General features: G+C 69.4%; 19 protein-coding genes. 6 read left to right on the forward strand and 13 right to left on the reverse strand.

What is annotated here, in order from left to right:
- The first annotated feature begins 1 nt into the window (after position 1).
- Positions 2-883 (forward strand): carbohydrate ABC transporter permease, encoded by an 882-nt coding sequence (locus ABT313_RS32055; RefSeq protein ID WP_350861541.1) that lies wholly within the window; start codon positions 2-4, stop codon positions 881-883.
- Positions 884-896: 13 nt separating this feature from the next.
- On the forward strand, positions 897-2198 hold the full coding sequence (locus tag ABT313_RS32060; RefSeq protein WP_350861543.1) for an ABC transporter substrate-binding protein: 1302 nt from the start codon (positions 897-899) through the stop codon (positions 2196-2198).
- Between the two features lie 248 nt (positions 2199-2446).
- On the opposite strand, the gene egtD is transcribed toward ABT313_RS32060, so the two are convergent.
- Genes egtD through ABT313_RS32080 form a run of 4 tightly spaced genes read right to left on the reverse strand, consistent with a single transcriptional unit; the run spans position 2447 to position 6736 of the window.
- The gene (egtD, locus tag ABT313_RS32065) at positions 2447-3412 is read right to left on the reverse strand and encodes an L-histidine N(alpha)-methyltransferase (RefSeq protein ID WP_350861545.1); all 966 of its coding nucleotides are present in this window, start codon (positions 3410-3412) and stop codon (positions 2447-2449) included.
- Entirely contained in the window at positions 3409-4170 is a 762-nt protein-coding gene (gene egtC / locus ABT313_RS32070; protein ID WP_350861547.1) for an ergothioneine biosynthesis protein EgtC, read from the reverse strand. The genes egtD and egtC overlap by 4 nt, the downstream gene beginning before the upstream one ends.
- Complete coding sequence (egtB, locus tag ABT313_RS32075; protein WP_350861549.1) at positions 4170-5507, reverse strand: ergothioneine biosynthesis protein EgtB; 1338 nt, start codon at positions 5505-5507, stop codon at positions 4170-4172. Before egtB ends, egtC begins: the two co-directional genes overlap by 1 nt.
- On the reverse strand, positions 5504-6736 hold the full coding sequence (locus ABT313_RS32080; protein ID WP_350861551.1) for a glutamate-cysteine ligase family protein: 1233 nt from the start codon (positions 6734-6736) through the stop codon (positions 5504-5506). The genes egtB and ABT313_RS32080 overlap by 4 nt, the downstream gene beginning before the upstream one ends.
- A 200-nt stretch (positions 6737-6936) precedes the next feature.
- Between ABT313_RS32080 and ABT313_RS32085 the strand changes: the two genes are divergently transcribed.
- A complete protein-coding gene (locus ABT313_RS32085) occupies positions 6937-7578 on the forward strand; it encodes a hypothetical protein (protein WP_350861553.1) in 642 nt (213 codons plus the stop codon).
- Here ABT313_RS32085 and ABT313_RS32090 read toward each other — a convergent pair.
- From ABT313_RS32090 to folP, 5 genes are all read right to left on the reverse strand, one after another.
- Positions 7575-8492 (reverse strand): alpha/beta hydrolase, encoded by a 918-nt coding sequence (locus ABT313_RS32090; RefSeq protein ID WP_350861555.1) that lies wholly within the window; start codon positions 8490-8492, stop codon positions 7575-7577. The two genes, ABT313_RS32085 and ABT313_RS32090, sit on opposite strands and share 4 nt — an antisense overlap.
- A gap of 41 nt (positions 8493-8533) precedes the next feature.
- Entirely contained in the window at positions 8534-9139 is a 606-nt protein-coding gene (locus tag ABT313_RS32095; RefSeq protein WP_350861557.1) for a TetR/AcrR family transcriptional regulator, read from the reverse strand.
- Positions 9140-9150: 11 nt separating this feature from the next.
- A complete protein-coding gene (locus ABT313_RS32100; RefSeq protein WP_350861559.1) occupies positions 9151-10008 on the reverse strand; it encodes a class III extradiol dioxygenase subunit B-like domain-containing protein in 858 nt (285 codons plus the stop codon).
- A 64-nt stretch (positions 10009-10072) separates the two neighbouring features.
- A complete protein-coding gene (locus tag ABT313_RS32105; protein ID WP_350861561.1) occupies positions 10073-10792 on the reverse strand; it encodes a pyrimidine reductase family protein in 720 nt (239 codons plus the stop codon).
- Positions 10792-11604, reverse strand: coding sequence for a dihydropteroate synthase (gene folP / locus ABT313_RS32110; protein WP_350862449.1), 813 nt, complete (start codon positions 11602-11604; stop codon positions 10792-10794). Before folP ends, ABT313_RS32105 begins: the two co-directional genes overlap by 1 nt.
- 184 nt (positions 11605-11788) lie before the next feature.
- Here folP and ABT313_RS32115 point away from each other — a divergent pair, with 184 nt between their 5' ends.
- From ABT313_RS32115 to ABT313_RS32125, 3 genes are read left to right on the forward strand one after another with little or no spacing between them, the layout of a single operon-like run.
- Positions 11789-13105 carry an L-fuconate dehydratase gene (locus ABT313_RS32115; protein WP_350861563.1) on the forward strand — a complete coding sequence of 439 codons (1317 nt, stop codon included), beginning with the start codon at positions 11789-11791 and terminating at the stop codon, positions 13103-13105.
- Entirely contained in the window at positions 13102-13851 is a 750-nt protein-coding gene (locus ABT313_RS32120) for an SDR family NAD(P)-dependent oxidoreductase (RefSeq protein WP_350861565.1), read from the forward strand. Before ABT313_RS32115 ends, ABT313_RS32120 begins: the two co-directional genes overlap by 4 nt.
- The gene (locus tag ABT313_RS32125; RefSeq protein WP_350861567.1) at positions 13851-14816 is read left to right on the forward strand and encodes an aldo/keto reductase; all 966 of its coding nucleotides are present in this window, start codon (positions 13851-13853) and stop codon (positions 14814-14816) included. The genes ABT313_RS32120 and ABT313_RS32125 overlap by 1 nt, the downstream gene beginning before the upstream one ends.
- A gap of 7 nt (positions 14817-14823) precedes the next feature.
- Here ABT313_RS32125 and ABT313_RS32130 read toward each other — a convergent pair whose 3' ends face one another.
- From ABT313_RS32130 to ABT313_RS32145, 4 genes are all read right to left on the reverse strand, one after another.
- Positions 14824-16359: a helix-turn-helix domain-containing protein gene (locus ABT313_RS32130; protein WP_350861569.1), complete on the reverse strand. Its 1536-nt coding sequence runs from the start codon at positions 16357-16359 to the stop codon at positions 14824-14826.
- Positions 16356-17426 (reverse strand): DUF917 domain-containing protein, encoded by a 1071-nt coding sequence (locus ABT313_RS32135; protein WP_350861571.1) that lies wholly within the window; start codon positions 17424-17426, stop codon positions 16356-16358. The genes ABT313_RS32130 and ABT313_RS32135 overlap by 4 nt, the downstream gene beginning before the upstream one ends.
- Before the next feature lie 168 nt (positions 17427-17594).
- Positions 17595-18707, reverse strand: coding sequence for an S-methyl thiohydantoin desulfurase family protein (locus ABT313_RS32140; protein WP_350861573.1), 1113 nt, complete (start codon positions 18705-18707; stop codon positions 17595-17597).
- Positions 18704-19777, reverse strand: a complete 1074-nt coding sequence (locus tag ABT313_RS32145) for an S-methyl thiohydantoin desulfurase family protein (protein ID WP_350861575.1) — start codon at positions 19775-19777, stop codon at positions 18704-18706. Before ABT313_RS32145 ends, ABT313_RS32140 begins: the two co-directional genes overlap by 4 nt.
- Positions 19778-19789 lie beyond the last annotated feature (12 nt).

The following is a 19789-nucleotide window of genomic DNA, read 5'->3' on the forward strand; positions in this document are numbered from 1 at the left end:
CGTGACCGACGCGCCCGCGGCCGCGCCCCCGGCGAAGAAGAAACCCCGCCTGCTCGGTACGACGTCGTGGTACGTCGTCGCGCTGTTCATCTGCGCCGTGATGGTGGTCCCGCTGCTGTGGATGATCACGATCGGCCTGAAGAGCCGGACCGCCGTGTTCGACATCCCGCCGAAGCTGCTGCCGCACGAGTTCCACTGGAGCAACTTCATCAAGGGTCCGCAGGTGATCCACTTCCCGCGGCTGTTCCTGAACTCGATGATCATCACCTCGCTCAGCGTGCTCGGCGGCGTGATGACCGCGATGATGGCCGGCTACGCGCTGGCCCGGTTGCGGTTCCCGGGCCGCAAGGTGTGGTTCTACCTGTTCGTCGGCAGCATGCTGCTGCCGGGCGTGGTCGGGCTGATCCCGTTGTTCCAGCTGTACAAGAGCATCGGCTGGTACGACACCTGGCTGCCGCTGATCGTGCCGGCGTTCCTCGGCGGGAATCCGCTGTTCATCTTCCTGGCCCGCCAGTACTTCCTCGCGATCCCCTATTCCATCGATGAAGCGGCCAAGATCGACGGCGCCGGACACCTGCGGATCTTCGTCAGCGTGATGCTGCCGTTGACCCGGCCGGCCTGGCTGACGATGGCGATCCTGGCGTTCCAGGCGTCGTGGAACGACTTCCTGAACCCGCTGGTCTACCTGTACTCGTCCGGCAAGTGGCCGTTGTCGGTGGGGATGGCGTCGTTCATCTCGCCGTTCGCGGGGAAGACGCCGGACTGGAGCTACTACATGGCCACCAACCTGCTGTACATGCTGCCGCCGCTGATCATCTTCTTCGCCGCGCAGCGCTACTTCATCCAGGGTCTCGGCGCTCTCGGCAGCACGAACCAGAAATAGAAGGAGAATCCTTGTGAAGAGGTCATTGGGCGTCGCCGCGCTGGCGTGCGCCGGGTTGCTGGCGGCAACCGCCTGCAGTGGGTCGGACTCCGGCGGCGGCTCGAGCAGCGGGCCCGTCACCGTCACCGTGATGACGTGGGAGTCGGCGGAGACCAACGCCGCGATCAAGAAGGCGCTCGCGGACTTCAAGGACGACAACATCACCGTCCAGCTGATGGATACCCCGGCCGGCAACTTCGGCGACAAGCTCGCCTCGCTGACCCAGGCGAAGAAGCTGCCGGACCTGTTCTGGTGCGGCAACGACACCGAGCAGCAGTACACGTCGCAGGGCCTGCTGGTCGACTGGGCCGACAAGGTCAAGAGCGGCGACGGCGACTTCAAGGCGGACAACTTCGTCTCGTCCGCGATCGACAACTGGAAGACGGCCGACGGTCAGATGGGCGGCCTGCCGTCGCTGATGAACACGTACGGCGTCTGGTACAACGCCGACGCGTTCACCGCGGCCGGCCTGCCGTTGCCGAAGGCCGGCTGGACGTGGGACGAGATGTACGCCGACGCCGCCAAGCTCGCCAACAAGAACGGCGCGAAGTACGGCCTGGTCGCCGACCAGCTGACCTCGGCCGACGGCCCGTTCACGATGAGCATGTACTCCGTGTCCGCGGGCGGCGCGCCGTTCACCGACAACGTGAACCACCCGACCAAGGCCGAAGCCGACGACAAGTACAAGGAAGGCGTCGAGAAGCTCGTCGCCGCGATCAAGAACGGATCGGTCGCGCCGCCCGGGTACGACGCGTCCAACGTGCAGTCGCTGTTCGCGGCCGGCAAGGTGCCGATGACGTTCGGCGGGCAGTGGCTGGCGGCCGGGTTCCAGACCGACAAGCCGAAGGTCAAGTACGGGTTCGCGCCGTTCCCGCAGGTGCAGACGCCGACGACGCTTTACGACTCGGTCGGCATCTGCACGCCGCAGTACACGAAGGACCAGGACGCGACGTACAAGGTGCTCGAATACATCAACACCAAGGTGTGGGACGCCGTACTGCCGGCTTCTCCGGTCGCGCCGCCGGCGTACAAGCCCGCCCAGACGAGCTACTTCGACGCGCTCACCAAGGCCCAGCAGTCCACCGTCGCCGACACGGTCAAGGCCGACCTGTCCGCCGAGAAGACCGTGGGCGTCCGCTTCACCACCCAGTGGGCCCAGCAGGTCGGCGACCTGACCACAGCCAACTACCAGCCCATCCTGAGCGGCAAGAAGCCAATCACCGACCTCCCCGCCTACATCGACAAGATCAACGGCCTGATCAAGCAGGGCGGCTGAGCCCATTTGCCTGGTCCACCCACGAGTTTGATGGGTTGACCCCCCAGTTGAGGGGTTCCCTACCCGGATTGCGGGTGGGGAACCCCTCATTTGCTGGGTGAGCCAGGGAAATGCCAACCGCGGGACGGCCACCGGCGGCACCGCGATGGGGAAGTGGGGTTGGGGAGGATCTTCTACCCGATTCGGTACAGGATCCTCCCCAGGTCCGGTCGTCCATCCCGGGCGGGAGGTCCACTATGACTGCGTCGTCACACTGCTTGCCAGAGGGACAGGGCGAAGCGGGCTTGGGTGTCGGTCCACCAGGCGGCGGGGGTGAAGCCTGCTTTGTCGAGTTCGGCTTCGACGCCGGGGCGGTGGAACTTGGCGGAGATCTCGGTGCTGAGCTCCTCGCCCTCGTCGAAGGTCACTTCGAGATGGATCTCCGGGATCAGGACCTGCATCGCGCGGGTGGCACGCAGGTGCATCTCGATCCACTCGTTGTCGGCGTCCCAGATCGCCACGTGCTCGAACGCGTCGACGTCGAAGTCCGCGCCGAGCTGCCGGTTGATCACCCGGAGCACGTTCTTGTTGAACTCCGCGGTGACGCCGGCCGAGTCGTCGTACGCCGCCACCAGGGTCGCCGGGTCCTTGACCAGATCGGTGCCGAGGAGCAGCCATTCGCCGGGCTCGAGGACGTCGCGGATCGAGGTGTAGAACGTCTCGCGCTCGGCCGGGATCAGGTTGCCGATCGTGCCGCCGAGGAAGGCGACGATCCGTGGCGGCTCGCCGGGCAGCTTGTCCAGGTGGGCGGTGAAGTCGCCGACCACACCGCGTACGTCGAGCGACGGGTAGTCGAGGTTGATCGCGTCGGCCGCCTCCCGGAGCGCGGACTCCGACACGTCCAGCGGCACGAAGCTGGTCAGGGTCCCGTTGTCGCGCAGCCCGTCGAGCAGCAGCCGGGTCTTCTCCGACGATCCGGATCCGAGCTCGACCAGCGTGTGCGCCTTGGTGATCGCTGCGATCTCGCCGGCCCGGGCGCGCAGGATCTCCCGCTCGGCCCGGGTCGGGTAGTACTCGGGCAGCCGGGTGATCTCCTCGAACAGCTCACTCCCCCGCGCGTCGTAGAACCACTTCGGCGGCAACCACTTCGGCGTCGCCGACAGCCCGGCCCGAACGTCCTCCCGCAGCGCACGAGCCACGTAGTCCGGCGTCAGATGTACGTCGATGAGGGTCACGCTTGTCCTTCCATCGGGGTGATGTGCAAGGTCGTGGCGGTGGCCACGAGCAATGAGCGATCGGGTACTTCGGTCCACTGGTGGGGACCGAACTGCTCGGAGCTGACGGTCACCGAATCCGCCGTCCGGCGTACGTGCAGCGAGTGGGTCCACGTCGTGGCGATGAGTTGCTCGCCGTCGGTCAGCAGGACGTTCAGCCGGCAGCCGGGTGCAGCCGCTTCGACTTCTTGTACGACGGTTGCGACCGCGTCCGCCGGCGGGGCACCCTCGGCGAGGCGGTGGGTGATGAGGGCCCACAGCAACGCCGAGTCGACCGAGGCGTCGAGCTGGAGCAGGTCGGCGACGGGGAGTTGCTCAGCCAGCTTCAGGGTCGAGTCCGGCCAGCCCGGGATCCGTCCGTTGTGGCTGAACAGCCAGTTGCCGTGCATGAACGGCGCGACCGCTGCCTGCCCGTACGGCATGTTGACGGTCCCGTTCCGGATCGCGGCGATGACGGCGCCGGAACGGATCGAGCCGGCCAGACCGGGAAGGTTCTCGTCGGTCCAGATCGGCACGTTCCGCCGGTACCGGACCGGGCCGCCGGACACGGCGACATCACCCTCGGGGTACCAGCCGAGGCCGAAGCCGTCGGCGTTGACCGAGCCGCCGCCGCGCATGTCGGCGGGGGCCCAGCTCTGCTCGTAGATCGAATGGTCGGGGTCGAGGACCAGCGACGCCAGCGTGACCGGCGGGCCCAAGTAGGCCAGATGGCGGCACATCAGTCGTGCAGCTCCTCGGGACGAGGGTCGCGGGCGCAGCGGAAGCCGGCGAAGATCTGCCGCCGGATCGGGTAGTCCCAGTTCCGGAAGGTGCCGCGGGCAACGACCTCGTCGGTGCCGAACGAGCCGCCGCGAAGCACCTTGTAGTCGGGGCCGAAGAAGACCAGCGAGTACTCGTCGTACGGCCAGGCGCGGAAGCCGGGGTAACCGTGGAAGTCGCTCGACGTCCACTCCCAGATGTCCCCGATCAACTGCTCGACACCCAATGGCGAAGCACCCGCCGGGTACGCACCGACCGGAGCCGGCCGGAGGTGGCGTTGGCCGAGGTTCGCGTGCTGCGGACCTGGCGACTCGTCGCCCCACGGGAACCGCCGCGTCCGGCCGCTGTCCGGGTCGAATCGCGCCGCGAACTCCCACTCCTGCTCGGTCGGCAGCCGCTTCCCGGCCCACTTCGCGTACGCCTCGGCCTCGTAGAAGCAGACATGCATGACCGGCTCGTCCAGCGGCAACCGCTCCTGGTGCCCGAACCTGACGCGCGACCACTCGCCGCCGTCGTGAGACCAGAACCGCGGCGCGACCAGCGAAGCCTTCCGCACATGCGCCCATCCGGCATCGGACCACCACTGCGGATCCTCGTACCCGCCGGCGAGCACGAAGCCCAGGTAGTCGCCGTTCGTCACGGGGACCGTGTCGATCACGTACGGCGCGACGTGCACCGCGTGCGCCGGTCGCTCGTTGTCCAGCGCCCACGGCTCGATCGACGTACCCATCTCGAACACACCGCCCGGGACGAACACCTCCTTGCGCGGCAGCTCACGCCCTTGCGGCGGCGGTGGCGCGTCGAGCACTGGTGCACCGGCGCGGAGCTGATGCGTCGCCAGCATCGTCTCGTCGTGTTGCTGTTCGTGCTGCGTGATCATGCCGAACGCGAACGCGTTGTCGACGAGCTCACGCCCGCCGTCGAACTTCACGTGGTCCAGTACGTCCATGACCTTGTCGCGTACTTCGGTCACGTACGCGCGGGTCTCGGACGGGCCGAGCAGCGGCAACGCCGGCCGCTCCGCGCGCGGGTGCTGGAACGCGTCGTACAGCTCGTCGATGTCCTGGCGCAGCGGCTCACGGCCGCCGACGTCGCGGACCAGCCAGAGCTCCTCCTGGTTGCCGATGTGAGCGTAGTCCCAGACCAGCGGTGACATCAGCTTGGAGTGCTGGCGGACCAGGTCATCGGTGTCGACCGCGTCGGTCAGCTGCACGGTCCGCGACCGGGATCGCTCCAGCTGCTCGCCGACGAAGGTACGCAGGCCTTCCGGTGACAGATCTGACAATTGGTGATTCACGAAGCTCGCCTTCCGTGGGTGTCGTCGACGATGCGCTGCAGCCGGGTTGCGACAGCAGCGATGAGTTCGGGATCCGCACCGGTCCGGTCCAGCACCTCGGTGCCCAGGTCGACCACGTCTCGCGCGGCCTGCAGGACCAACTTGTCCTTCAGCCCTTCACGGGCCGCCGGGAACCAGCGGCCGGCTGCGGGCTCGGCCGCGGCCAGCACCTGATCCATCGGTGCGGACATGAGTGCGGTGAGCAGCAGGGTCGGGGCGATCCACCCGTCCCCCGGCTGCGCGTCGAGGTAGCGCACCTCGAGATACCCGCGCGGTCGCACCGGCGGGAACAGCGTGGACAGGTGATAGTCCAGGTCGTCGTACGTCGGTCTGTCGCCGGGCAGCTGCCCATCCGCCCGGCCGTCCGCCCAGTCGCCGAAGGTCAGCCCGGTCGGGGCGTCCCAGGTGTCGCCGCGCCGTAGGCACAGCACGGGGGCCTCCATCGCCATCCGCGCCCAGGCGGCGGCCGGATCACCGTCCAGCGGCGGCGGCTCGGTGAACGGGGCGCAGGTCCCGAAGGTCGCCTCGGTCCGGGCAGAGGCCCACCCGGTGTCCGAACCGGCGCGACGACGGGAGTTGGCGAACAGGCCGACGAGGGCGGGACCGAGATCGTGCAGCGCGCGCCAGCGCACCGCGGTCTGGTCCTGTTCGCCGGCGTCGAGGCAGATCTGCAGGCCTGCCGTGCTGCACATCATCCGCGGGCCGTGCGGTCCGAGCCGCTGGAATGCGTGTTCCATCGCCGCGTAGCGCGGGACGGTGAGGATGCGGCGGGGTGCGCGGAACGGGTCCAGGCCGTAGGCGCCGGGAACGAGGTCCGCATCGAGGAGGAGCGCCGTCAGCTGGGCGGCGTCGGCGGCGGTGTCGTCGATCAACCGGGGAATCGATTCCGCCGCGGGAACTGAGATTTCTACCTGGCCGCCGGGCTCGACGGTGACCAGGGCGCCCCGGCTCAGCGGCAGTTGCGGACTGCCTCGGACCAGGGTCGCGGGGGCGTGCAGCCCCAGGGCTTTGCTCAACCGGCCGGCGTCGAGGGGCCGGTGCGGATCATCCGCGTGATGCACTGTCCACTCGAGCTCGACGCCGAACAGCCGAGGTGGACCGTGCTTGAAACAGACCATCGCGACGTACCCCTCCGCTTCGGCCCGGGAGCCGATCGGAGTCGTCGCCGGAGAACCACCGGGCGAGGTCACGTCAGCGAACCTAGCTCCGGACCCAGGGCTGGACAACCGACCAGGAATTACCCCTCGGTGACGTGTGTGCTGCATGTCGACTCATGCGCAGCATGCTTCCCGAGGCCACCGACACTTTCCGGCCGGATCAGGACAGCTGATTTCGCTCTGAGCGAAATACCGTCGGAAGGCCCGTGGAGCGGCTTGGTTAGGGTCTGGGTGTGACAGTTCTGACTCGGTGGCATGTCGGGCCCTGGACCACTCGCGGCACGCGGCCCGGAGAGAAGTTCGAGCCCGGCCGTAAGCGCACACCGGATGAGCTGAACTTCGACGTGGTCGGGCTGGCCCGCATCCTCGGCCGCCGGCTGTCCGGCCGGGACGAGCTACAGGTCCGCCTCTGGCAGAACGAACTCCGCCCGACCCACACCCGGCTGGTCGGCGTACACACGCTGGCCGACCCATCGAACGCTCAGGTCCTCCACGACACCGCTCAGGAAGCCCTCGCCTGGCTGGCCGAGCGTGCGCCGGCCGGGTACGAGTTCGTCCTGACCGACGCGGTCGAGCTGCGGCCAGTGCTCCACCTCGACGCCGAGGTGGTGGCGGTCGAGGCGGTTGTCGAGCTGGCCGGTGTGGAGCTACCGGCGTCAGGGCTCGCGACAGCTCACGTACGCCGTGCTGCGTCGGGCGACTGGTACGCCGGTGACGCCGTGTGCAACTGGTCCGGTCCACACGAGTCGTCCGACGCCGCGGTGGCCGTCGTACGAGCCGCCCGTGCCGAGCTGATCGACCAGCTGCTGGCAGCCGGTCGCGAGGACCTGGCTGGTACCTCGGCTCGCTGGGCGGACGTTCCGGTCGAGCGCTAACCGGCGGTTTGCGGAGACTTTTCGCCGCTGGGTGACTGATTTGTTCCGGAAAGGTGCTGGGTGAGGAAGGCGAGCTCGGCTTCGACGACCTGTTCGTGGGCGTCGAGGAACGGGGCGTAGTGGCCGCCGGGCACCTGGAGGACCGTGGCGTCGGGGGTCTGGGCGGCGGCTTTCAGCGCCGGGGCTGCGAGGGCCGACTGGTCGTCCTCGCAGACGACGTACATCAGAGGGCAGCGGACCTGCGGGGCGTACTTCGCCGGGCGGTAGAACATCGCGGGGAAGATGGAGCGGGCGGCGATCGTCTGCTGCCAGTCCGTGTAGCGCTGGTCGGGGTCCAGAGCCTTGTCGGTGTCCAAGGCATCCGGGGTGTTCAGCAGTGCGACCGTGCCGGGCGGGCCGGAGAGGGCCACCAGTCTCGGCGTGCCTCCGATGACAGAGTCGAGGATGCAGCGGGCCGTCAGACGGAGCGCGGCACCAGGGGTCTGGTAGCGGGAGGCGTTGCGGGTGACGGTCGGGCCGTCGACGTTCGCCGACTGGGCGATGGCGGCGGAGATGCCGAGGTCCTCCGAGGCGAGCTGCAGGATGTAGCCGCCGGGGAGTGAGAACGCCCAGATGGCTACTCGCTCGACGCCCGGGAGCGTGGCGGCGCAGGCGATCGCGGCGCGCCAGTCGTCGAGCTGGTCTCGGATTCGGGCGACCTGGCGGGGTTCGCCGGCGCTCTCGCCGAAGTTCCTGTGGTCGAAGGCCAGCACGCTGAAACCGGCCGCGTTGAACCGCTCCGCGAAGCGGTCCGTCCCCGGCTCCTTCGTCACTGCGAAGCCGCCGGTCATCACCACGCACCCGCCGTTGGTCCCCGGGTAGTGCCAGGCCGCACACGCGACCCCACCGCTGATGAAGCTCACTTTCTCGCGCATGAGAAAAGTGAACCACGTGGTTCGCAAACTGTCCAGGAGACTTACGGCGCCTGCTCTTCACGCTCCAATGCACGCGTCAGCGCCGCCAGGCCGGCGTCGATGCCGGCCGCGTCGCCGCTCGTCCGCCACTCGATCAGGAAGCCGCGGAGAGTGGCGAGGATCAGCTCGGCAACCTCCTGACGACGCTGCTCGGACCACGACTCCGGGCACAGGGACAGCAGCGTCGGCAGGTACTGGCGTGAGGCGGTCCGCGCCAGATCGGCGTACCGCGGGGCGTCGTACATCGCGAGGCCGATCGCCTGGTCGAGGACCCACGACTCCTCGCCGATGAGTGTCGGCCACATGGAGCGCACACGGTCCGCGAGCGAGCGGTCGGCCGGACCTTCGGTTGCGGCGGCGAGAGCGCGGGTGATGCGTCGTTCGCGCAGTTGCAGGACTGCTTGGGTGAGCAGGTCTTCGGCGCCGTCGAAGTGGTACAGGAGCACCTTGTGCGTCGTACCCGCCGCGCGCGCCGCTCGCCGGAGCGAGAAGTCGACCAGGCCGTTGGTCCCGAGCTCGTCCGCGACCTTGTCCAACAGCTCGCGGCGCCGCGCTTCACCCCGCGGCGACTTCACCGATCGGCGATACCCCGTACGTTCCTCAGTCACCCGGTCAGTATCTAGGTGAACGACGCAACGAGGTAGCCGACGCCGTACGGGGCGGCGTTGTAGGTGAGGTCGGGGGTAAGCGTCGCACCTTCGAGGGCGCCGGCGAGTGCTTGCCAGGGGGCGCGACCGGCGGCTTGCAGTTCGGCGGCGAGATCTGGGTCGAGGGCTGCGAGTGCGTCGAGATCCCTTTGCTGCAAGGCGTTCGCGACGGTGGTGTCGAAGATCTCCGCGCGGGGGTGGAGGTGAACCGGCGAGTGCTCGCTGCGGCGGGCGGAGCCGTCGCCCATCACCAGCAGGCCGACCCGATCGTTGCCTGCAGCAATTTCTCGGCCCAGATCCACGCACTCGGTAGGCGTCGCGGACGTCGGTACGGCGACGTACGTGCGCGGCAACCCGGCCGCCTTCGACTGCTCCAGCAGCCACCCGCCGATCGCGAGCGACAGCGGGAGAACAGGGTCGCCGCTGCCGACCCGCACTCCGGGCGCCCCATACGCCCCGAACGAGCCGCCCGCCGCGGCGGGAAACCATACCAAACCGTATGGTACGGCGAGTGCCGCCGAGCCGCTGGCCACGAGCGTGGTTGGGGTTGATGCCGCCGGCCCGACGACCGCCGGCGTGGTTGGGGCGGATGCCGCCGGGCCGACGACTGCGGGCGTGGTTGGGGCGGATGCCGCCGGGCCGACGGCCGCGGGCGTGGATGGGGTGGAAGTCGCCGAGCCGATGACCACGATTGTGGATGCGGTGGAGAGGGCGTCGATCGTAGCCAGGCAGGCGGCGCGTAGGTCGTCGAGTTCGGGGGCTGCGCCGGAAGCGACTTCGGGCACGAGCAGAGGCGGATGCGGGCAGACGGCAGCAGCGACAACTGGCATGACCTAGACCTCCCGGCGATCAGCGGGCATGGGGGCAGGCCTCCCGGCGATTGGCGGACATCGGTCAGACCTCTCGGGTGTAGCGGAAGAAGAGGTAGTCGTCCTCGGCCCGCAGGGTCGTCCGCAGTTTCATCTGGCGGGTGAGCGTCGTCGGCAGACCTGCCGTGATGCGCCCCGAACCCGGGCCGGCCAGCAGCGGAGCCAGGGCCAAACAGAGCTCGTCGACCAGGTCGGCCTCGGTGAGCGCGCCCAGCAGATGCGGCCCGCCCTCGCACAGGATCTGCGGCATCCCCCGCGCCGCCAGCTCATCCACGACCGCCCGCAGATCGACCTCGCCAGAGCCCAGGACGATCAGGTCCGCCACCTCCCCCAGCGCCTCGCGACGGTCCGTCGGCGCCGCTTCATGCGTCACCACGACCGGCCGTACGGCGGACTGGAACACCGGGTTCACCGGGCTCAACTCGAGCCGCGACGACACGATCGCAAGCGTCGGGTTCTCCGCCAGCCCCGCCGCCGTACGCCACTCCCGCGCCGCCTTCGACAACCGCAGCGGGTTGTACCCCTCGTCGCGGATCGTCCCGGCGCCGACCAGCACCACGTCCGCCAGCCGCCGCACCATACTGAACACCCGGCTGTCCGAGTCGCTCGACAGCGCCTTCGACTTCCCGTCGATCTCGACCGCACCGTCCAGGCTGCTGACGAAGTTCGCCCGCAGATGCGGCACCGACCGGTCCTCGACCGCGTAGACGGCGATCAGCTCCTCGTCGGACAGTTCCTCGAGCATCAAGCCAGGCTCCTTCGGGTTCCGGCGGGCTGCGCACTGCCCCGCAGTACGGCGATGAAATCGAGCGCCTGGCGGGCCGCCGCTACGTCGTGCACCCGGAAGACCCGCGCACCGAGCCAGGCGGAGACGCTCAGCGCCGCCAGCGTCCCGTTGCCGCGCTGACCCGGCGGCAGCTCCAGCGTCTCGCCGATGAAGTCCTTGTTCGACACCGCGACCAGGACCGGCCAGCCCGTCGCGGCGAGCTCGTCGAGGCGGCGGGTCAGCTCGAGCGACTGCAGCGTGTTCTTGCCGAAGTCGTGCGTCGGGTCGATCAGGATCCCGTCCGGCCGGACGCCGGCTTCGACCGCCCACTCGGCCAGCGCGGTCGTCGTACGGATCACGTCGGCGACCACGTCGTCGTACGCCATCCGGTGCGGGTCCGTGCGCGGAGACAGGCCGCCGACGTGGCTGCAGACCAGCCCGGTCCCGGCCTCCGCGGCGGCGTACACGAGGTCGGGGTCGGCGCCTGCCCAGGTGTCGTTGAGCAGATCCGCGCCGGCCTCGGCGACCCGGCGTGCGACCCCGCTGCGGTACGTGTCCACGCTGATCACCAGCGACGGGTGGCGCGCCCGGATCCCGGCCACGAAGTCCACGGTCCGGCGCAGCTCCTCGTCCTGACTGACGGGTTCGCCGTACCCGGCCTTCACGCCGCCGATGTCGACCAGGTCGGCACCGTCCGCGACCGCCTTGTCGATGGCCTCGTACGCCGCGTCGGTCGCGTACGTCGCACCGCGGTCGAAGAACGAGTCCGGCGTCCGGTTGACGATCGCCATCAGCGCGAACTCACCCGCCGCGAACGACCGGTTGCCCAGCCGGAGTACCCCATCGCGCTCGTCCGTCACGCCACCGACTGTAACGGGGGCCGTTGTCCACACACCCAATCAGGTGCCACGATCGCCACATATCCTATAGGATTCACCTCGACAGTCCCGCCCACCGCTGCAGATCGGGTTCTCGATGCCACGATTCACCGAGTTCGAGACGTACGACGTCCGCTTCCCCACGTCGCTGGACCTGGACGGCTCCGACGCGATGAACACCGACCCGGACTACTCCGCGGCGTACGTGATCCTGCGGACCGACGCCGGTGACGGGCTGGAGGGGCACGGTTTCGCGTTCACGATCGGCCGGGGCAACGACGTCGAGACCACGGCGATCGAGGCGCTGCGCGACCACGTCGTCGGGCTCGACCTGGACGCGACGCTGAGCGATCTCGGCGGGTTCTGGAAGTCGCTCGTGCACGACTCGCAGCTGCGCTGGCTCGGCCCCGAGAAGGGCGTCATGCACATGGCGATCGGCGCGGTCGTCAACGCGGTCTGGGACCTGGCCGCCAAGCGCGCCGGCGTACCGCTGTGGAAGCTGCTGTCCGACCTGACCCCGGAGCAGATCGTCGACCTGGTCGACTTCCGCTACCTGACCGACGCCCTCACCCGCGACGAGGCGCTGGAGATCCTGCGCGCCGCGAAGCCGGGCCGGGCCGAGCGGGAGGCGGTACTGCGCGAGCGCGGTTACCCGGCGTACACGACGACGCCCGGCTGGCTCGGGTACGACGACGCGAAGCTGGTCCGGCTGTGTCACGAGGCGGTCGCGGACGGCTTCACCCAGATCAAGCTCAAGGTCGGCGCGAACCTCGACGACGACATCCGCCGGATGCAGCTGGCCCGTGCGGCGGTCGGACCGGACATCCGGATCGCGGTCGACGCCAACCAGCGCTGGGACGTGGCCGACGCGATCCGCTGGGTCGGGGCGCTGGCGCCGTACGACGTCTATTGGGTCGAGGAGCCGACCAGCCCGGACGACATCCTCGGGCACGCGACGATCGCGCGGGCGATCGCGCCGATCAAGGTTGCGACCGGCGAGCACGTGCAGAACCGGGTGATCTTCAAACAGCTGTTGCAGGCCGGGTCGCTCTCGGTCCTGCAGCTCGACTCGGCCCGCGTCGCCGGCGTCAACGAGAACATCGCGAACCTGCTGCTGGCGGCCAAGTTCGGCGTACCGGTGTGCCCGCATGCGGGTGGGGTAGGACTGTGTGAGCTGGTCCAGCACCTGTCGATGTTCGACTACGTCGCGGTGAGCGGATCGATGCAGGACCGGGTGATCGAGTACGTCGACCATCTGCACGAGCACTTCCTGGACCCGGTGGTGATCCGGGACGGGCACTACGTGGCGCCGGTGCGGCCCGGGTTCGGCGCCGAGATGGATGCTGAGACGCTGACCGACTTCCGGTTCCCGGGTGGCAAGATCTGGACAGACCTGACAGAGGAGAAGAAGTGACGGACTTCGCCGGCCTTCGGGCCGTGGTGACCGGCGGTGCATCGGGGATCGGCCTGGCGGCGGCGAAGCTGCTCGCGGCCCGCGGTGCCCAGGTGGTCGTCTTCGATCTGAAGCCCGAGGTCGAGGCGCCGCTGATCGGCATCGCCGCGGACGTCACCGACGACGGCTCGATCCGGGACGCGGTCGCCGCCGCGGCGCTGCAGCTCGGCGGGATCGACATCGTGGTGAACAACGCCGGGATCGGCGCCCAGGGCACGGTCGCCGCGAACGACGACGACGAGTGGCACCGGGTGTTCGACGTCAACGTGGTCGGGATCGCCCGCGTCACCCGGGCCGCGCTGCCGCACCTGCGCAAGTCGGAGGCGGCCGCGATCGTCAACACCTGCTCGATCGCCGCGACCGCCGGCCTACCGAACCGCGCGCTGTACTCCGCGAGCAAGGGCGCCGTCCTCGCGCTGACGATGGCGATGGCCGCGGACCACGTCCGCGAAGGCATCCGGGTGAACTGCGTGAACCCCGGTACTGCGGACACGCCGTGGGTCGGCCGGCTGCTCGACGTGGCAGCCGACCCCGAGGCCGAGCGGGCCGCGCTCGAGGCCCGGCAACCGATGGGCCGGCTGGTGTCGGCGGACGAGGTCGCTTCGGCGATCGCGTATCTGGCCAGTCCGCTGTCGGGCTCGACCACGGGTACGGCGCTGGCCGTCGACGGCGGCATGCAGAACCTCCGGCTTCCGGCGGCGCGCTGATGAAGCTCTTCCCGGACGACCAGCGCGTCGGGCTCGGCGGTGCGCCGCTGGGCAACCTGCTCGGCGAGGTCAGTGACGTCGAGGCGATCGCCACCGTGAACGCGGCCTGGGACGAAGGCTGGCGGTACTTCGACACCGCGCCGCACTACGGTCTCGGACTGGCCGAGGAGCGGCTCGGGGCTGGGCTGCGGGACAAGCCGCGCGACGCGTACGTGCTGTCGAGCAAGGTCGGGCGGATCATCTACCACGCCTCGGATGCGGCGATGGACGACGAGGGGTTCGCGGTCGACACCACCCGGCGCCGCCGGTGGGACTTCAGCCGGGACGGCGTACTGCGGAGCATCGAGGACTCGCTGCAGCGGATCGGCACCGACCGGCTCGACGTGGTCTTCGTGCACGACCCGGACGATCACTACGACGAGGCGGTCGCGACCGCGTTCCCGACGCTGATCGAGCTCCGTGAGCAGGGTGTGATCGGCGCGATCGGGTCCGGGATGAACCAGTCGGCGATGCTGACCCGGTTCGTCCAGGAGGTCGACATCGACGTGATCATGCTGGCCGGCCGCTACACGCTGATCGACCCGGACGGGCTCGACGACGTACTTCCCGCGTGCCTGGAGCACGACGTACAGGTAGTTGCCGTCGGCATCTTCAACTCGGGGTTGCTGTCGCAGCCGCGCCCGGTCGCCGGTGCCACCTTCAACTACGAGCCGGCCGCACAAGCCCTGCTCGACAAGGCCAACAAACTCGCGGACCTCTGCGAATCCCACGGCACGACCCTCCCGGCCGCCGCGCTCGCGTTCCCCCTTGCACACCCCGCAGTAGCCGGCATCGCCGTAGGCTGCCGCACCCCGGAGGAAGTCCACACCAACGCAGCCCTGTCCCGAGCCGAGATCCCCGCGGCCCTCTGGTCGGACCTCAAGTCCGCCGGCCTACTCCGCAACGACGCCCCCACTCCCGGCTAAAGCCCCGTCAGCCGGGAGTGGTGCGGGAGGCTAGGTGTAGGGCTAGGCGTTCGTCTGGGTTGGTGAGGTCTACGCCTAGTAGGTGCTGGATCTTCTGGACTCGGGCGGCTGCTGTGTTGCGGTGGATGCCCAGTACTGCTGCGGTTTCGGCGACGGAGGACTCCGTGTCGAGGTAGACGGCCAGTGTGGTGACCAGGTCGCCGGGCTGGTCCTTGATGGGGGCCAGGAGGGCCTGGGCAGCGGGCTGGAACGTGTCCGTCCGGGTCCACGCCAGCAGCAGCTGCGCCAACCCCAGGCGGTCAACGTGAAGGAAGCGGCCAGTCTCCGCACGACCACGTGCGAGACCGGCAGCATCACCGGCTTCGGCCAGCGTGGTGGCGATCCCGCTCGGACCGGCCTGCACACGACCCACGCCGACGTACGCATCAACGGTCTGCACCAACCGACGGTGCACCCGCCGGATCGTCGCCGCCTGCTCCTGTACCTCGGTCGCGGTCGGCTCACTCACCGCGGTGATCCACGCCGACCACCCATCGCCCTGCTCCACCACAACCGCCTGCAGCCCCTCGGCGTCGAACGCCTCCACCACATCGGTACGCCGACCCGCGACATCCACCTGTCCATCCGCGCCGATCCGGATCCCCGTGTGCCACCCGTCGAGCTGCCAGCCCAGATCCACGGCCCGTCGACGCGTGGCCTCCGACGGCTCACCATGCAGCAGTTCACCGAGCAGCGACGTACGTTGACGCGCATCCCGCTCCAGCTCCAACCGCCGCAACGCCAACCGCTCGCCCACCGCCGGTGCGACCACACTCAGCACCTCAGGTACGGCGGCGACCTCGGCCGGCACCACCGCAGGCAAACGCGCCACCAACCAGCACACCGGCCCCACACCCAGCACAGCAACAGCTATCAGCACCGCACCACTCGCCAGATCCACCCGGTACGGCGCTGCCCACCCAACCGGCACCCGAGGCAACGCAGCAACCAATGCGGTCCGCTCGCCCGGCTCCAGCGGCTCACCGGCGAGCGTGCCGCCGTCGGCGCCCGCTAGCGTGACAGGACGCTCCAGCACGCCAGCCGCAGTCCGCAGCACCGACGCCAGATCTCCATTCGCCCGGCGCAGCGCCGAGACCGCCCGGAGCACCAGGTCAGACCGCACGACCTCCGGCTCGGCCGTGACCCGTCGCAAGTGCTCATGAGCTGCCAGCGGGTCCTGGCATCCCAGCACCGGCAACTGCAACCGCTCTGCCAACAGCTGAGCCCCACGGCCCAACGGCTCGACACCAGCCAGCAGTACGGCCGCTGCCCCGGCCGCCGATGCCCGGCTGATCAGGGCATCGATCCGCCAGTCGGTGTGATCACCCGCCAGCAGCACGACAAGTACCTGCCCGTCCATCGGCTCTGGGTGCACAGACAACTCCAGCGCCACTACAGACCCGGTCAACCGCGGCCCAGGATCCCCGCCGCCTCCCAGCACTACGACATCCAGCCAGCCGGGTGAGGTGAGCATGGCTGCCAGCGTTGGCGACAGGGGCCTCATGACGCCTCCAGCAGCTGGGGCGCGCAGGTGAGGCCGAAGGCTTCGGGTCCGACGTGCGTCAGCCGGTCGGGCCGGCGCCACCATGTGGGTCCGGGCAGTGCGAGTACCAGTACTTCGTCGCCGGTGCGGATCGCGTCCACGGCGATCGGCTGCAGCGTACGGCGGTCCAGCAGACACAGCAGGTCCGGTGTGGTCACTGCGGGTGTGCCGTCGACCAGTGCGAGCAGGTACTCGTTCTCCGTCTCGATCCGGACTACTGCACGGCTGGCAGAGTCCACCACACACACGCTGCCGCGACCGAACGCAGCGCCACCGTCAGCGATCAGGTGCCGGGCAACCTGCTCGACACGACCGCTCGCCAGCAGCCGGCCACCCAGACCGTCAGCGATCTCAGCCGGTGTAGCAGTCGGCTGTAGAGCCGCATGAGCTCGCCCAAGCGCCAGAGCCCGCGTCAAACTCCCCTGTACGGCGTCAGCCGCCGCAGCCTCCACCGGGGTAGGCGCCAACGCCAGCACCGCCCAGCCACCGGTGTGCGCGACGAAGCTGCGCACTGCTCGCTCCAGACCGGCTGCGTCGACGTTATCGACGACAATCACCTGACCGCTCGGCTCACTGAGAGCACATGGCGTCAGCGAACGACCCGCCACCGCCCACGAGAACTGGTCCAGCCGCGGCAGCGCGCGACCCATCAGGTCGGCGTCGACCACCGGAAGGCCCAGATCCAGTGCAGCGATCAGCGGAGTCAGCCCGTTGAGGCCACCGGCCTCCAGCGGCATCAGACCGGTGACGTCCGCCCCGGCCCACCGGCTGACCGCCCGCACCGCAGTGTCGAACTCACCACCACTCGGCAGCTTCTCCATCAGCACACTGGTCGCCCCGACCACGCCGATCGGACTCACCAACGCATCCGGTACGTCCGCGGCGTCACGCAGTACCAACTCGCGGTCACCCAGCCGCCGGCGCAGCATCCGCCCGAACGACCCCGTGTCGCCGCCACCACCCGACCCCAGCAGCGTGACGCCGACAACCAGCGCCTTCAGATCCTGCGGCCTGACGACACTGGTCATGGGGCGATCCTCGCATTGCGGACGTGCGGCACTCACCAAAAGCGCCGAACTGACCGCGGCGGCTGCCAGCTGAGCGTGCAGGCCGTGGGAGCCGTGAGGTTGGTGAGTGGTGGGCGTCCGGTTGGAATCCCGGCCCGCCGCGGAGGGGTCAGCACGGCGGGCCGAGAGCTAGAGGGTGGTGACCAGGTCACCGCGGCGTTCGACCGGCTTGAACTCCACGTCCAGTCCGAAGCAGTCCGGTCCGAAGACCGCCAGGGCCTCAGGCGTCCGCATCAGGTCAGGTGTCGAGATGCCGACCACGGTGACCCGCTGGCCGTACCGGAGGCCCTCGGTGGTGATCGGCTCGGCGGTGTCCGCCTCCAGCACGCAGATCAGGTCCGGCACCGTGCACACCACCTCGCCGTCGACCTCTGCGACCAGGTTCTCGTTCTGGAAACGCAGCTCGAGCTCCGACGTCCCGTCGTACCCGGTGAACCGCGCCCGCCCGCGGGCGAAGCCCTCGAGCGTACGGCGTTCCACGTCGACCACCTTCCCGCGGAACAGCACCCGCAGGTGGTTGTACAGCGTCGGCGCCAACGCAGCCCGCAGCGCCTCGATCGGATCCCGGTGCGCCTCGCGCGCCTCCCGGACCGCACGACCGATCGACAGGCCGAGCGACAGCGTCCGCGGTACGGCGGTGCGCTTCACCTCGGCGCCCGTCATCGAGTACTCCGCGATATGCGCGACCCCGCCGAGCCGGATCGTGATCCCGCGCGCGAGCCACTCCATCTGCTTGTTGTCCGTGCCGGTGTCGATCACCACGGTCTCGTCGTGCTCCCCCGCGATCGCCATCGGCGACCCCGGTACGCCGTACACCGAGAACGTCTCCATCTGCAGCTCGGGGAACGCCCGGCCCATGCCGTCGGCGTCGACCACCGGCAGACCGGTACGGGCGGCAACGAGCAGCGGGATCATCGAGTTGATGCCGCCGCACTCGATCGGCATCGTCGCGTCGGCGGTCCGGCCGAGGTGCTTCTCGAGCGCGCGCAGGGCGCCGACCGGTTCGCTGCCGCGCGGGATCTTCTCCACGATCACGGTCGGCGCGCCCATCTGCGCGGTCGGGATGACGAACGCGTCGTCGTCCAGCTCGTCCGGATCCAGGACCGTCACCGGCCCGTGCTCCCGGATCGCCTGCTCGACCAGCAGCCGCCCGATCAACGGATCCCCGCCACCACCGGTCCCGAGGATCGCCGCCCCGCGGGCGAGGTCCCGCAGGTGCTCGATGTCCAACGTCCAGCTCATACGGTCTCCAAAGCCCGGATCGGGTCGAGGTCGTAGCCGAAGTACCGCGGGCCGACCAGCTGGATACCTTCCGGCGAGTGCCAGCGTTCGTCGGCCGGGGCGGCGAGCACGCTGACACGATGGCCGTAGCGCAGCGCCTCGGTGGTGATCGGCTCGCCGGTCTCGGTGTCGAGCACGATGATGAGGTCCGGCGTGGTCGCGATCGCAGTACCCTCGAGCTCCGCGACCAGGTGCTCGTTCTGGAACCGCAGCACCATCACCCGCCCGTGCGACGCGTCCAGCCCGTCGACGGTCGCGTCGCCACGGGCGAAGCCGGTCGTCGTACGGCGTTGCACGTCGACGACCTTGCCCACATGCAGAAGCCGGCCGCCGAGCTCGTCGACCACGGCCGCGACCGGATCGGCGTGCTCACGTTGGGCCTGCTCGATCGCCCGGCCGATCGTGACGCACTTGCTGAGCGTGCCGGCGACGAACGCACCGCGGATCTCGGCGCCGGTCATCGCGTACAGCGAGACGATCGCCGAGCAGCCCATGTCGATGGTCGCGGAGCGCGCCAGCCGTTCGGCCCATTCGTTCGTGACCGTGTCGAAGACCCCGCGGTTGCCCTTCTCGTCGACGATCGACATCGGGGTGGCCTCGATCCCGGCGAGTGTCGGCAGCACCATCTGCAGCTCGGGGAACGCGCGGCCCATCCCGTCACCGTCCACCAGCGGCAGCCCGAGCTGCGCGGCGGCGATCACCGGCACGGTCGAGTTGACCCCGCCGGCCTCGATACAGGCCAGGTGGGTCGGCGTCTTCCCGACGTACTTCGCGAGCGTCTGCACCGCGACCGAGATCTGGTCCGCGGACGGTAGCTTCTCCACCATCACCGTCGGCGCGCCCATCATTGCCACCGGCAACACACAGGCGTCGTCCGGAAGGTCGCCGACGGCAACGATCTCCACCGGCCCGTGCTCCCGCACAGCCTGCTGCGCGAGCAGCTTCCCGATATGCGGATCCCCGCCACCCCCGGTACCCAGCACGGCAGCACCGCGAGCAAGCGACCCCAGATCCTCAGCACGAAGCTTCATCACAACCACTCC

It is taken from the genome of Kribbella sp. NPDC000426 (assembly GCF_040300265.1).
In the GTDB taxonomy this organism is placed as follows: Bacteria; Actinomycetota; Actinomycetes; order Propionibacteriales; family Kribbellaceae; genus Kribbella.